13 protein-coding genes are annotated in these 12,857 nt (G+C 66.0%); 6 read left to right on the plus strand and 7 right to left on the minus strand.

What is annotated here, in order from left to right:
- Positions 1 to 2 precede the first annotated feature (2 nt).
- The 5 genes from BLQ85_RS08850 (at position 3) to slmA (ending at position 5,098) form a co-directional block, all read left to right on the plus strand.
- Positions 3 to 884 carry an NAD-dependent epimerase/dehydratase family protein gene (locus BLQ85_RS08850; RefSeq protein ID WP_074575992.1) on the plus strand — a complete coding sequence of 294 codons (882 nt, stop codon included), beginning with the start codon at positions 3 to 5 and terminating at the stop codon, positions 882 to 884.
- A gap of 97 nt (positions 885 to 981) precedes the next feature.
- Positions 982 to 1,878: an acetylglutamate kinase gene (argB, locus tag BLQ85_RS08855; protein WP_074576764.1), complete on the plus strand. Its 897-nt coding sequence runs from the start codon at positions 982 to 984 to the stop codon at positions 1,876 to 1,878.
- A gap of 158 nt (positions 1,879 to 2,036) precedes the next feature.
- Positions 2,037 to 2,738: a response regulator gene (locus BLQ85_RS08860; RefSeq protein ID WP_074575994.1), complete on the plus strand. Its 702-nt coding sequence runs from the start codon at positions 2,037 to 2,039 to the stop codon at positions 2,736 to 2,738.
- A 107-nt stretch (positions 2,739 to 2,845) separates the two neighbouring features.
- Positions 2,846 to 4,285, plus strand: coding sequence for a sensor histidine kinase (locus BLQ85_RS08865; protein WP_074576765.1), 1,440 nt, complete (start codon positions 2,846 to 2,848; stop codon positions 4,283 to 4,285).
- A gap of 162 nt (positions 4,286 to 4,447) precedes the next feature.
- The gene (gene slmA / locus BLQ85_RS08870; RefSeq protein WP_139200934.1) at positions 4,448 to 5,098 is read left to right on the plus strand and encodes a nucleoid occlusion factor SlmA; all 651 of its coding nucleotides are present in this window, start codon (positions 4,448 to 4,450) and stop codon (positions 5,096 to 5,098) included.
- A 180-nt stretch (positions 5,099 to 5,278) separates the two neighbouring features.
- Here slmA and manD read toward each other — a convergent pair whose 3' ends face one another.
- The 7 genes from manD to BLQ85_RS08905 all read right to left on the minus strand — a co-directional run bounded on the left by manD (position 5,279) and on the right by BLQ85_RS08905 (position 11,284).
- Positions 5,279 to 6,490, minus strand: coding sequence for a D-mannonate dehydratase ManD (gene manD, locus BLQ85_RS08875; protein ID WP_074575996.1), 1,212 nt, complete (start codon positions 6,488 to 6,490; stop codon positions 5,279 to 5,281).
- 49 nt (positions 6,491 to 6,539) lie between these two features.
- A complete protein-coding gene (locus BLQ85_RS08880) occupies positions 6,540 to 7,340 on the minus strand; it encodes an amino acid ABC transporter ATP-binding protein (RefSeq protein ID WP_083336800.1) in 801 nt (266 codons plus the stop codon).
- Positions 7,337 to 7,996, minus strand: coding sequence for an amino acid ABC transporter permease (locus tag BLQ85_RS08885; RefSeq protein ID WP_074575999.1), 660 nt, complete (start codon positions 7,994 to 7,996; stop codon positions 7,337 to 7,339). Before BLQ85_RS08885 ends, BLQ85_RS08880 begins: the two co-directional genes overlap by 4 nt.
- Entirely contained in the window at positions 7,993 to 8,658 is a 666-nt protein-coding gene (locus tag BLQ85_RS08890) for an amino acid ABC transporter permease (RefSeq protein ID WP_074576001.1), read from the minus strand. The genes BLQ85_RS08885 and BLQ85_RS08890 overlap by 4 nt, the downstream gene beginning before the upstream one ends.
- A gap of 78 nt (positions 8,659 to 8,736) precedes the next feature.
- Positions 8,737 to 9,585 carry a transporter substrate-binding domain-containing protein gene (locus BLQ85_RS08895; protein ID WP_074576003.1) on the minus strand — a complete coding sequence of 283 codons (849 nt, stop codon included), beginning with the start codon at positions 9,583 to 9,585 and terminating at the stop codon, positions 8,737 to 8,739.
- Between the two features lie 57 nt (positions 9,586 to 9,642).
- Positions 9,643 to 10,476, minus strand: a complete 834-nt coding sequence (locus tag BLQ85_RS08900; RefSeq protein WP_074576771.1) for a substrate-binding periplasmic protein — start codon at positions 10,474 to 10,476, stop codon at positions 9,643 to 9,645.
- Between the two features lie 67 nt (positions 10,477 to 10,543).
- Positions 10,544 to 11,284 (minus strand): FadR/GntR family transcriptional regulator, encoded by a 741-nt coding sequence (locus BLQ85_RS08905; protein ID WP_074576774.1) that lies wholly within the window; start codon positions 11,282 to 11,284, stop codon positions 10,544 to 10,546.
- A 128-nt stretch (positions 11,285 to 11,412) separates the two neighbouring features.
- Between BLQ85_RS08905 and BLQ85_RS08910 the strand changes: the two genes are divergently transcribed.
- Positions 11,413 to 12,855, plus strand: coding sequence for a mannitol dehydrogenase family protein (locus tag BLQ85_RS08910; protein ID WP_074576005.1), 1,443 nt, complete (start codon positions 11,413 to 11,415; stop codon positions 12,853 to 12,855).
- Positions 12,856 to 12,857 lie beyond the last annotated feature (2 nt).

A 12,857-nucleotide genomic window follows, 5' to 3' on the forward strand; every position in this document is an offset into this window, starting at 1 on the left:
CGATGGCGACAGGCCGGCAGGGCGGGGTTTTTGTCACGGGCGCAACCAGCACCATCGGGTCGCTGCTGCTGCCTCTGCTGCATGAACGCGGCGTGGCCGTGCAGGCCCTGGGCCGCAACCCGGTGGCGGGTGAAAATTGCGCCTGGCATTTCCTCGACCTGGCCGACAAGGCCTCAGACGTCCCGGCAGTCCAGGCCGATGCCCTGATCCACACCGCCAGCCTCTGGCTGCTGCCGGGCTGGCTTGAGAAGTTTCATGCCCGCGGCGTGCGGCGCGTCATTGCCTTCAGCTCGACCAGCCGCTTCACCAAGCTGGCCTCGGCCAGCCCTTATGAGCTGGAGGTGGTCAACAAGCTGATCGCGGCCGAGGAGCACCTGGCCGCCGAATGCGAGCGGCTGGGCATGGCCTGGACGATTTTCCGGCCCACGCTGATTTACGGCGGCGCCGGCGGGGACCGCAACGTGGCCGACATCGCGCGCCTGGTACGCCGCTTCGGCTTTTTTCCGCGCTTTGGCCAGGCCCTGGGCCGGCGCCAGCCGGTGAATGCGCGCGACCTGGCTCTGGCCTGCGTGCAAAGCCTGGACGTGCCCGCCAGCTTCAACAAGGCCTACAACCTCAGCGGCGGCGAAACCCTGGCTTATGTCGACATGGTGCGGCGCATTTTTGAGACCCTGGGCCGCAAGCCGGTGTTCATCCCCGTCCCGATCTGGGCCTTCCGTGTCGCGGTGCGGCTGGCGCGGCTGCATCCGCGCTTTTCGCACCTGACGGCCGACATGGCCCTGCGCATGCAGGCCGACTTGGTGTTCGACCACCAGGACGCCACGCGCGACTTCGGCTACCGCCCGGGCCGCTTTGATCCGGCCTACCTGACCACGCTGCGCTGACCCGGCAGCCCGGTGCCTTGGAAGCGCCGGCTATGTTGCACAATGGCGCCATCCTCTCTTCTCTCTTTTTAGACCTTTGGCCATGAGCGACACCCCCATGACTGATCCTGACCTCTCCCACGTCGGCCCGCGCGACAAAGCCGAAATCCTGGCCCAGGCCCTGCCCTACATCCGCAAGTTCCACGGCAAGACCCTGGTCATCAAATACGGCGGCAACGCCATGACGGACCCGGCCCTGCAGGCCGACTTCGCCGAGGACGTGGTGCTGCTCAAGCTGGTGGGCATGAACCCGGTGGTAGTGCACGGCGGCGGCCCGCAGATCGAGGCCGCGCTGAACCGCCTGGGCAAAAAAGGCCACTTCATCCAGGGCATGCGCGTTACCGACGAGGAAACCATGGAAGTCGTCGAATGGGTGCTGGCCGGCCAGGTCCAGCAGGACATCGTCGGCCTGATCAACCAGGCCGGCGGCAAGGCCGTGGGCCTGACCGGGCGTGACGGCGGCTTGATCCGCGCGCAAAAGCTCAAGATGCTGGACAAGGACGACGCCTCCAAGGAGCACGACATCGGTTTTGTCGGCGACATCGTCAGCATAGACCCCAGCGTGGTCAAGGCCCTGCAGGACGACGCCTTCATCCCCGTCATCAGCCCCATAGGCTTCGGCGAGGAAAACGAGAGCTACAACATCAACGCCGACGTGGTCGCCGGCAAGCTGGCCACGGTGCTCAAAGCCGAGAAGCTGGTGCTGCTGACCAACACGCCCGGCGTGCTCAACAAGGCCGGCGAGCTGCTCACCGACCTGAGCGCCCGCGAGATCGACGAACTGTTCGCCGACGGCACGATTTCGGGCGGCATGCTGCCCAAGATCGAGGGCGCGCTGGACGCCGCCAAGAGCGGCGTGAACTCGGTGCACATCATCGACGGCCGGGTGCCGCACGCCATGCTGCTGGAGATCCTGACCGACCAGGCCTACGGCACCATGATCCGTTCGCACTGAGAAAAGCGGCGGGAAGGCCGGCGGCCGCCCGCCGTCAGCCTGGTGAAAGTGCGACTCTGTCAGACTGCGGGCTGGCGGACCGGCGCGGGGCCGAAAAGAACAAGGACAGGCCGGGCGCTCTGTAGATAAGCATTTGGCAGCGAACCGGACAATTCGTGATGCGACTCCTCCTGGTTGAAGACGACGTGATGGTGGCCAGCGGCATCAAGCTGGGGCTTAGCGACGCCGGTTATGCGGTCGACTGGGTCGGCAGCGCCGAGCGGGCCGAGGAAGTCCTGCAGGGCGAAACCTTTGACGCCGCCATCATCGACATCGGCCTTCCGCGCATAGACGGGCTGGAGCTGACCCGGCGCCTGCGCCGCGGCGGCCTGGCCATGCCGGTGCTGATCCTGACCGCGCGCGACGCCCTTCAGGACCGTGTCCAGGGCCTGGACCTGGGCGCCGACGACTACATGGTCAAACCCTTTGAGCTGCCCGAACTGCTGGCGCGCCTGCGCGCGCTGCTGCGCCGCTCGCAGGCCGCCACCAGCGCTACCTTGAGCTTCGGCGCGCTGGAGCTGGACACCGCCAACCGCGAGGCGCGCGCCAACGGCCAGCTGATAGAGCTCGGCCCGCGCGAATGGACGGTGATGGAATACCTCTTGATTAACGCCCCCAAGCCCGCCAGCAAGGACAAGCTCCTGCAGGCCATGACCGGCTGGGACAAGGAGATCACGCCCAATGCCATCGAGGTCTATATCTCGCGCCTGCGCGGCAAGCTGGAGCCGCACGGCATTGCCGTGCGCTCCATTCGCGGTTTTGGCTACCGCCTGGAATTGACGGAAGCCGCGCCCGGCTTGCCCGGCGCGGGTGCCGAGTAAGCGCCGCGCGCATGGACACCCCCGGCCGTTCCTGGGCCGACCGCCTCAAGGCCCGCCTGGCCGTCCTGGCCGCGCGAGCCGGCAACAGCCGCCTGGTGCCGCCGGCCATGAAGTCCGGCCTGCAGCGCCGCCTGCTCTTGCTGCTGCTGGTGCCGCTGGGGATTTTTGCGCTGGTCAGCGTTTACTTCGACTACCAGACCGCCGGCAACGTCGCGCTGCAAAAAGACCAGCAGCTGGCGCGGCTGATCCCGCTGCTGGCCGATTCCGTGGTCGGGCCCGGCATCACGCCCGGCGGGCGCGAACCCCTGCTGCTGCTGGCGCCCCCCGTGGACGACTTCCTCAAGGGCCGCATAGGCTCCGCCGGGTTCCGGATCTCCGATGTCCAGGGTGAATTCATGGCGGGAGAGGAATGGATTCCCGAACTCCTGCCGGCCACGCATGAGACCGAGTTCCACAGCATCGAACACAAGGGCGTGACCTACCGCATTGCGGCCCAGCGCGCGAACACGGCCGCGGGCGAGCTGATCGTGCAACTGGCTGACGGCTCGGACCCGCGCCAGCAGTGGGTGCGCTCCGTGCTGCTCAAAGTCATACTGCCCAACCTCATCCTGGTGATGGCCGCGGGTTTTGCGCTCAACTGGGCCGTCACGCGCGCGCTCAAGCCGCTGATCGAACTCAAGGACGCGGTGGAGCGCCGCAGCCCGCGCGACCTGAGCGCCATAGACCCGCAGACCACGCCCGCCGAAGTCCAGCCGCTGGTCAGCGCACTGAACCGGCTGTTCAGCCTGGTGAACGACCAGGCCGAGGGCCAGCGCCGTTTTGTGGCCGATGCCGCCCACCAACTGCGCACACCGCTCGCCGGCTTGCAGGCGCAGGTCGAGGCCTGGGCCCAGGCGGCCCGGGTGGCGCAGGCCGCGGGTTCGGACGGCGCCGTCACGCTGTCGGCCGAGAAAATCACCAAGCTGCGCAACGCGACCCGGCGCACCTCGCAGCTGGCCAACCAGCTGCTGGCGCTGTCGCGCGCCGACGCCACAGCCGCCGCCGCCCAGCCCATGCAGCGGGTGGACCTCAAGGACCTGTGTGAGTCCATACTGCCGCTGCATCTGGACGCCGCCGCCCGCAAGGGCATAGACCTGGGGCTGGAGGCCGAGCCCGCCCAGACCACGGGCTACGAGTGGCTGCTGCGCGAACTGCTGGGCAATCTGGTCGACAACGCCGTCAAGTACACGCCGGCCGGTGGCACCGTCACCCTGCGCTGCGGCCTCAGTGCCGGCACGCCGCCGCCGGACGCCGGCGGCGACCCCGAGCATCCGCGCTGGGGCGTGTTCCTGGAAGTTGAGGACGACGGCCCCGGCATTGCGCCCGATGAGCGCGCCAAGGCCTTGCAGCGCTTTTACCGGGTCCAGGGCACGGAGGGCGAGGGCAACGGCCTGGGCCTGGCCATCGCCAGCGAAATTGCCCGCGTCCACCATTCGCAGCTGGAACTGGGCGACGGCGGCACCGAGGCCTCGGGACCGCGCGGATTGCGGGTGCGCCTGAGTTTGTAGTCCGCCCGCCACAGTGAGCGCTCGCTGTTACGAAACAGAACGTTGTAGCTACGCCTCACGCGTTAAAACCCGGGCTGCTCAAGCCCTGAACCGTCACTTCCCTGTGCGAGAATGAATTGCAACGATATCCGGTTTTTTGAAACATTCTCCACTCGATCGCCTATGTCCGACCTTGCGCCTGAATCCGAACTGAGCCCCCAGGCTACGCCAGCCTCCGCCGAGCCTGCGGTGCGCAAGCGCCCCAAACCGGGGGAGCGCCGGGTCCAGATCCTGCAGGCGCTGGCGACCATGCTGGAGCAGCCGGGCGCCGAACGTATCACCACCTCGGCCCTGGCGGCCAGGCTGGAGGTCAGTGAAGCGGCGCTTTACCGCCATTTCGCCAGCAAGGCCCAGATGTTCGAGGGCCTGATCGAATTCATAGAGCAAAGCGTCTTCACCCTGATCAACCAGATCGGCGAACGTGAGCCTGACCACTCGATTCGCACCCGCAAGCTGGTGGTCATGGTGCTGCAGTTCGCCGAGAAAAACCCCGGCATGACCCGCGTCATGGTCGGCGACGCCCTGGTGTTTGAAAACGAGCGCCTGCAGGAGCGCATGAACCAGTTCTTCGACAAACTGGAATCCAGCCTCAAGCAAAGCCTGCGCGACGCGGCAGCCGCCAGCGGCGCCGCCACCCCCACGGTGGACGCCCAGGTCCGCGCCTCGGTCATCGTGGCCTTTATGGTCGGGCGTTTGCAGCGTTTTGCCCGCTCGGGCTTCAAGCGCCTGCCGTCCGAGCACCTCGAAGCCAGCCTGGCGACGATCCTGGCCTAAAGCAGACGACTCCTATCTAGTGGGGCCGTGGAACTGGCTTTGCCAGGCCGCAGGCGCCCGATAGGGGTGATTCTTCCTCCAGTGGGGGCCGGGATCCGGCTTTGCCGGTTCCAAGGCGCCCGTCCCCTGGAAGGGGAAAAGGCGCGACACGAAGTGTGCGTCCGATAGGGGTGAACCTCGTCACCAGTTCCAGAGAGTCCCGTCATGCTGCAAGCGGTTCACCGGCAGGTAGGCGCGCTGGTACGGGTATTTGGCGGCCAGCTTCTCGTCGATCTCCACGCCGTGGCCCGGCGTCTCGCCGCAATGCATAAAGCCTTTGTCAAAGCGGTAGCTGTGCGGGAAGACCTCGTCGGTCTGCTCGGTGTGGCGCATGTATTCCTGTACGCCGAAGTTGGGCACCCAGGTGTCGAAGTGCAGTGCCGCGCCCATGCACACCGGTGACAAATCGGTCGCGCCGTGGCAGCCGGTGCGCACCTGGTGCAGGGATGCGAAGTCGGCGATGCGCCGCAGGTGGGTGATGCCGCCGGCATGCACGACGGTGGCGCGTATGTAGTCGATTAGCTGGTTCTGGATCAAGTCCTTGCAGTCCCAGATTGTGTTGAAGATCTCGCCCACGGCCAGCGGGGTGGTGGTGTGCTGGCGTATTAGGCGGAAAGCCTCCTGGTTTTCGGCCGGCGTCGCGTCCTCCAGCCAGAACAGGTGAAACGGCTCCAGCGACTTGCCCAGCCGGCCCGCTTCTATGGGTGTCAGGCGGTGGTGGGCGTCGTGCAGCAAATGGATGTCCGGCCCCACGGCGCGCCGCACCGCGTCGAACAGCTTGGGCGTGTGCAGCAGGTATTTTTCGCTGCTCCAGTCGTGCTCGCTGGGCAGGTTGCCGTCGGCCGGCTCGTAAAACATGCTGCCCTTGCCCACGCCGTAGACTTTTTCCAGGCCCGGCACGCCGCTTTGCGCGCGTATCGCCTGGTAGCCCATTTCCTTGTAGCGCAGCACCTCGTCCACCGTGTGGGCGATGTCGCTGCCGTTGGCGTGGCCGTACACCATCACGCCGTTGCGGCTGCGCCCGCCCAGCAGCTGGTACAGCGGCAGGCCGGCGGCCTTGGCCTTGATGTCCCAGAGGGCCGTGTCCACCGCGGCGATGGCGCTCATGGTCACCGGGCCGCGGCGCCAGTAGGCACCCTTGTAGAGGTATTGCCAGATGTCCTCGATCTGGTGCGCGTCGCGGCCTATCAGGCAGGGAATGACGTGCTCGGTCAGGTAGCTCACGACCGCCAGCTCGCGCCCGTTGAGCGTGGCGTCGCCGATGCCGGTCAGGCCTTCGTCGGTTTCTATCTTGAGGGTGACGAAGTTGCGGCCGGGGCTGCAGACAATGACGCGGGCGTTGGTGATTTTCATGAAAAGTCGATGGGTGATAAAAAAATGAAAGTCGGACGGGCTGCGATGTTCAGCCGTTCCATCCCAGGTGGCCGAGGAAATCGCGGGTGCGCGCCACCGTGGGGTGCTCGAAAATCTGCGCGGGCGGGCCTTCCTCCAGGATGGCGCCGTTTTCAAACACTACCACCCAGTTCGCCACGCGCTGCGCAAAACTCATTTCGTGCGTGACCACGATCATGGTCATGCCTTCCTGGGCCAGCTTCTTCATCACGTTGAGCACCTCGCCCACGGTTTCCGGGTCCAGCGCCGAGGTCGGCTCGTCGAACAGCATCACCTCGGGCTCCATGGCCAGCGCGCGGGCGATCGCCACGCGCTGCTGCTGGCCGCCCGAGAGGTTGGCCGGGAAGTTGCCGGCCTTGGATTCCAGCCCCACCTTCTCGAGCAGCACCATGGCGCGTTTGCGTGCGTCGGCCTCGCTCATGCCCAGCACGGTGACGGGGCCCATGGCCACGTTGTCCAGCGCCGTCTTGTGCGGGAACAGCTCAAAGCTCTGGAACACCATGCCCATGCGCTGGCGCACCTTGCGCACCTCGGTTTCCCGCGTGGGCAGCGGAATGCCGTCCAGCAGCACGCGCCCGCCGTTCAGGGTTTCGAGCGCGTTGGTGCAGCGCAGCAGCGTCGACTTGCCCGAGCCCGAGGGCCCGATCAGGCACATCACCTCGCCCTTGTTGACCTGCAGCGAGACGCCGTTGAGCGCCACAAAATCGCCGTAGAGCTTGCGCACGTTTTCATAGACCAGCACGGGCGGCTGGTCCGCGCCCTTGCGCGCCCTGGCGGCGGGGGCCGTGCCTTGTGGGGTAGCTGATGTCATTCTTTGACTCCGTATTTTTTGTGGATCCAGTCCACGAGTTTTGCCTGGGGGTAGCCCATCAGCCAGTAAATCGCGGCCATGGCGGTCAGCATTTCCAGCACCCGGAAGGTCTGGGCGCGTATCTGCATGGAGGTATAGGCCAGCTCGCTGACCGCGATCACCGACACCAGCGAGGTGTCCTTGAACAACGAAATCCAGGTGCTGGCCAGCACCGGCAGGATGCGGCGCGCCGCCTGCGGGATCACCACCTTGAACATGGCCTGGCGGCGCGACATGCCCATGGCCAGCGCTGCCTCCATCTGGCCCTTGCGTATGGAGTTGATGCCGGCGCGGAAGGTTTCGGCGTTGTAGGCCGAGATATTCAGCACCAGCGCGACCAGCGCCGTCGTCAGCGCCGAGAACTGCACGTCGAAGGCGATCGGCATCACGTAAAACGCCCAGTAGATCACCAGGATCAGCGGCAGGTTGCGGAAAAACTCCACAAAGGCCAGCGAGATGGAGTTCAGCAACTTGTTGGACGACAGCCGCATCAGCGCCAGCAGGATGCCGCCCGGCACGGCCAGCAGCATGGTCAGCACCGTCAGGCCCACGGTCATGAGGGCACCGTCCCACAGCGCGCCGCGATGCGTCCAGATGACGTTCCAGTCGAAGTTCATGAGCGCCCCAGGTGTGCGAGTTTTTGGTACATGCGGTCGACGACGCGGGTCACCGGGAACAGCACCAGGAAGTACAGCACCATGACGGCCGTGAACACCTCGACCGGCCGGTAGCTCTGGCCGGCCACGGTTTCGGCGCGGTGCATCAGCTCGGGCACGGCGATCACGGTGGCGATGGCCGTGTCCTTGATCGCCATGGTCAGCACCGAGCCGAAGGCCGGAAGCATGCGTATCGTGGCCTGCGGCAGGATGATCTTGCGCAAAATCTGCGCGCGCGACATGCCCAGCGCCAGCCCGGCGCGCGTCTGCCCGGGGCGTATCGATTCAATGCCGGCGCGGATGATCTCGGAAGCATAGGCCGCGATGTGCAGCGTCAGCCCCACCAGCGCGGCCCAGAAGGGCGGAAAGGTCACGCCGGCCAGCAGCGGGAAGGCGAAGTAAATCCACACCAGCACCACCAGGATGGGAATGGCGCGCATGGTGTCCACGTAAAACACCAGCACGGCGCTGAGCCAGCGCGGGCCGTACAGGCGCAGCAGCGCGATCACCAGCCCGGTCAGGATGCTGGTCACCGCGCTGACCACGCTGAGCAGGACAGTGATGCCCAGCCCGCCGGCGAAAAAACGCCAGTTCTCGATGATCGGTGAAAAATCCACGTCCATGAAAGTCCGTCCGGGGTGAAAGAGGAATGGCGCGGCCCACCTGGCCAGGCAGAGGGCCGCGATGTGACAGGACGCGGATTACTTCAGGTTCTGCGTCATGCGCGCTTCTTCGGCCTGCAGTTGCGGCTCCATGCGTTTTTCGACTTCACGCAGCCAGTCCAGGTAGACCTGCTCGTTCTTGTTCACGCCCATGCCGGTCTTGATCTCGAAGATCTTGCTGTCCTGGCAGTTGTTTTCTTTCGGGAACACCGCCAGGCCCTTGACCTTTTTGTTGATGTTGGGCCAAAGCATGCGGTTCAGCGGCGCCACGTCCGAGCGGCCGGCCAGCACCTCCTCAATCGGCGCGACCGAGCCCGAATTGGCCACGCCGCGCAGCTTGGCTTTGGAGAACTGCTCACGCACCAGCGGCTCTTCGCCCGCGCCCGAGAAGTACGCCATGGTGATCTCGGGCTTGTTGAAGTCTTCCAGCGTCTTGGCGTTGGTGAACTTCGGGTTGTCGGCGCGGCCGAACATGCACACGCCGGTGCTCGAGAAGGTCACAAAGTCGATGATCTTGGCGCGCTCGGCATTCTGGTTCAACGGGCCGATCATGATGTCCATCTGGTTGGCGATCAGCGCCGGCACCTTGGTTTCATGGCTGACCGGAACCGGCACCATCTTCACGCCCAGCAATTTGGCGAACTCCTTGCCCAGCAGCCAGGACGGGCCGGACCAGGGCTCGCCCTCGCCGGTGGTGTTCTGCGCCAGCCAGGGCGGGTTGTTGACCACGCCCACGCGCAGCACGCCGGCCTTTCGGATCGCATCAATGCGCGGGCTGGCGCCGGGCGCGGGCGGTGTCTGGGCCAGGGCGGCGGTCGATACGCCGGCGGCGACGGCAGCCAGCGCGAAATGGCGGCACAGGCGCAGGGAGGAGCTGAAGCGGTTCATGGTGTTGTCTCTTTCTCTTTGAATATTTTGAAAATCGGGGGGGGGCGGCGTTGGCGCTTACTTGAGCGACTCGATCACGCGCTTTTCCTCTGCGGCGAGTTTGGGTTCCAGCGTTTTTTCCACCGCGCGCAGCCAGTCGAGGAAGGCTTGCTGGTTCTTGTCAACGGCCAGGCCCACGGGCGAGGCTTTTTCCTTGCTGCCCTGGCAGTTGTTCTCCTGCGGGTAGACCGTCAGGCCCTTGACCTTCTGGTTCAGGTTGACCCAGGGCACGCGGTTGATGGGTGCCGCATCGGCGCGCCTGGCCATGATTTCTTCCACGGGCGCGGTGGCGCCCGAGCTGGCAACGGCGCGGAACTTGGCCTTGGGGAAACGCTCCTTGACCCAGTTCTCTTCGGCGCCGCCCGTGAAGTAGGCAATCGTGATGTCGGGGCTGTTAAGGTCATCCACCGATTTCACCTTGGCCAGCTTGTCGTTGCCCGCGCGGCCGAACATACAGACGCTGGTGGTCGAATAGACCACGAAGTCCACCACCTTGAGCCGCTCCGGCGTCTCGCCCAACGGGCTGATAGTCATGTCGACCTGGTTGGCCGCGAGCACCGGCACCTTGGTCTCGTGCGATACCGCCACCGGCACCAGCTTGACGTTCAAGAGGCGCGCGTATTCGGTCGCCAGCGTCCAGGCTGGGCCGCTCCAGGCCTGGCCGCCACCGCTGGTGTTCTCCAGCAGCCAGGGGGAGTTCTGCAAAACCCCCACACGCAGCTCGCCGGATTTTTTGATCGCGTCTATGCGGGGGCTGGCGCCGGGCGCCGGTGGTGTCTGGGCCAGCAGCGCGGCGCTTGCCAGGCCCATCGCCAAGCCGGTCAGGGTGGATTTGAGTTTCAGTTTGGGCATGTTCATCTTGTCTCTCGTTGTGTTGTTGGGGGAAGAACTCTCGGTGCTTAAAGGCGGTGGAGCGGCGTCATCTCCAGGCCTGGGCGAACTCGCTGATCACTCGTTCGAGGTGGGCGCGCATGGCAGCTCTGGCGGCAATCGGGTCGCGCGCCAGCAAGGCCTTGAAGATGCGCTGGTGGTCGGCGTGCGAGGCCAGGCGCAGCTCGGGCGTGTGGAAGTGGTGCTCTATCTTGGTCCAGACGGGGCCCTTGGCCTGGGCCCACATGGCGCTCACCATCTGCAGCAGCACGCTGTTGCCGGTGGATTCGGCGATGCGCAGGTGGAACAACTGGTCGGCCGCCTCGTTTTCTTCCTTGTTGTCGATGTGCTCGCGCATGTCGCTGAGCGCCGTGAAGATGCGGTCCAGGTCGCCGTCCTTGCGGGTTTCCGCCGCGACCGAGGCGATTTCCGACTCGATCAGGCAGCGCGCGCGCAGCAGTTCAAAAGGGCCGGGGCCGGTTTCGGAGATGAAGGGCGACGTGCTGGAGTTGCTGCGCACCTGCATGACATAGATGCCCGAGCCGCCGCGCACTTCGACCACGCCCTGCAGCTCCAGCGCGATCATGGCTTCGCGCACCGAGGTGCGGCTCACGTCAAAGCGTTCGGCCAGCGCGCGCTCCGACGGAAGCCGCTCGCCGAGCTTGAACTCGCCCTGCGCGATCAGCGCCAGCAGCTGCGTGGCCAGCCGCTGGTAAGAGCGGTCGGACAGCGCCCGGGGCGCCGTGGAGCTGTCGTCAGGGGAAGCCGGTTGGATGAGTTGAAGTGCCATGATGGGTTCCAAAGTGGTTGGACCAATTATCGGATTCTGTGCCAATAAAGGCCAATAGTGGTTTACCACTATGGATAAGTGGTCAGTCCAATTGTTCAATAAAGTCCTTTCATCGGCAGACCACAGGCATGCGCGCACTCTCCCAAACCGTTCTCGACGACCGGGCGGTTCCACCCTCCCTGCACCTCCCTGATTACCCGCGAAGCGCCCTGGTGCCCGGCGTGCTGCATCTGGGCCTGGGCGCCTTCCACCGCGCCCACCAGGCTGTGGTGTTTGACGCCTTGCTCCAGGCCGGCGATACGCGCTGGGGTGTGTTGGGCGTGGCCATGCGCAGCACCGAACTGGCCGACGCGCTGGCCCGCCAGGACGGGCTTTACACCTTGCAAATTGCGAGCGCCGAAGGGCGGCGCTGGCAGCTGGTGGGCGCTGTGCTGGACACCTGCGTCGCGGCGCGCGAGCCTGACCGCGTCACGGCGGCCATCGCCGCGCCCGCCACCCGCTGGCTCACGCTCACGGTGACCGAAAAAGCCTACGGCCCCGTGCTCGCGGCGCAACTCGTGGCCGGCCTGGCCGCGCGCCATGCGGCCGGCCTGGGCGGCCTGACCATCGCCTCCTGCGACAACCTGAGCGGCAACGGCGGCAAGCTGCGCCAGCTGTGCCTGGACACGGCCGCGGCCCTGGACACCGTGCTCGCGCAGTGGATAGAGAGCCACTGCGCTTTTCCCGACAGCATGGTGGACCGCATCGTCCCCGCCGCCACCGCCCAGCACCGCGAGGATGCCGCGCGCATGACGGGCCTGGACGACGCTTGCGCCCTGGGCACTGAAGCCTTCTGGGAGTGGGTGATAGAGCGCCACTTCGTGGACCCCGCCGACGGCGCCGCGCTGGCGGCCGCGGGCGTGCAGGTGGTGGAAGACGTCAGGCCGTTTGAGGAGGCCAAACTGCGCATGCTCAACGGCAGCCATACCGCCATCGCGCTGATGGGCGCCGTCATGGGCCTGCCCACGGTGGCCGACTGCGTGGCGAATGCCGACATACGCTGGTTTGTGCACCACCTGATGACCGACATCGTGATGCCGCAGCTGCAGCGCCCCGGCCTGCCGGCTTACCGCGATGCGCTGCTCGCGCGTTTCGCCAACCCGGATTTGCGCCACAAGGTGCACCAGATCGCCTCGGACAGCTCGCTCAAGATTCCGCTGCGCTGGCTGCCCACGCTGCAAACCCGGCTGGCCGCCGGCGCCGATGTCGAGCCGCTGGCTTTCGGGGCGGCTGTGTGGATGCGCTACCTGCTGGCCGAAGATGAGCAGGGCCAGCCCTATGCGATTTCAGACCCTGCCGGCGAACGCCTGCAAGCCATCGCGCGGCGGCACCGCGGCGATGCGCCCGCCACGGTGGCGGCTTTGCTGCGGCAACCGGCCATCTGGGGCGAGGCGCTGCTCGCCAACCCGCGCTGGGTTTCCAGCGTGGGCTTCTGGCTGGAACGCATCCAGGCCCTGGGCCTTGGCGCGGCGCTCGCGCAATTCAAGGCCGGACATGCCACCCACCTCAACACTGAACACGGAAACACCTGAAC

The sequence above is a fragment of the Polaromonas sp. JS666 genome, assembly GCF_900103405.1.
GTDB lineage: Bacteria > Pseudomonadota > Gammaproteobacteria > Burkholderiales > Burkholderiaceae_C > Polaromonas.

What these genes read in the sequence shown, in the direction of transcription:
- BLQ85_RS08850 (WP_074575992.1), top strand. Translation starts at nt 3, where the DNA reads ATGGCGACAGGCCGGCAGGGCGGGGTTTTTGTCACGGGCGCAACCAGC.
- argB (WP_074576764.1), top strand. Translation starts at nt 982, where the DNA reads ATGACTGATCCTGACCTCTCCCACGTCGGCCCGCGCGACAAAGCCGAA.
- BLQ85_RS08860 (WP_074575994.1), top strand. Translation starts at nt 2,037, where the DNA reads ATGCGACTCCTCCTGGTTGAAGACGACGTGATGGTGGCCAGCGGCATC.
- BLQ85_RS08865 (WP_074576765.1), top strand. Translation starts at nt 2,846, where the DNA reads ATGAAGTCCGGCCTGCAGCGCCGCCTGCTCTTGCTGCTGCTGGTGCCG.
- slmA (WP_139200934.1), top strand. Translation starts at nt 4,448, where the DNA reads ATGTCCGACCTTGCGCCTGAATCCGAACTGAGCCCCCAGGCTACGCCA.
- manD (WP_074575996.1), bottom strand. Translation starts at nt 6,490, where the DNA reads ATGAAAATCACCAACGCCCGCGTCATTGTCTGCAGCCCCGGCCGCAAC.
- BLQ85_RS08880 (WP_083336800.1), bottom strand. Translation starts at nt 7,340, where the DNA reads ATGACATCAGCTACCCCACAAGGCACGGCCCCCGCCGCCAGGGCGCGC.
- BLQ85_RS08885 (WP_074575999.1), bottom strand. Translation starts at nt 7,996, where the DNA reads ATGAACTTCGACTGGAACGTCATCTGGACGCATCGCGGCGCGCTGTGG.
- BLQ85_RS08890 (WP_074576001.1), bottom strand. Translation starts at nt 8,658, where the DNA reads ATGGACGTGGATTTTTCACCGATCATCGAGAACTGGCGTTTTTTCGCC.
- BLQ85_RS08895 (WP_074576003.1), bottom strand. Translation starts at nt 9,585, where the DNA reads ATGAACCGCTTCAGCTCCTCCCTGCGCCTGTGCCGCCATTTCGCGCTG.
- BLQ85_RS08900 (WP_074576771.1), bottom strand. Translation starts at nt 10,476, where the DNA reads ATGCCCAAACTGAAACTCAAATCCACCCTGACCGGCTTGGCGATGGGC.
- BLQ85_RS08905 (WP_074576774.1), bottom strand. Translation starts at nt 11,284, where the DNA reads ATGGCACTTCAACTCATCCAACCGGCTTCCCCTGACGACAGCTCCACG.
- BLQ85_RS08910 (WP_074576005.1), top strand. Translation starts at nt 11,413, where the DNA reads ATGCGCGCACTCTCCCAAACCGTTCTCGACGACCGGGCGGTTCCACCC.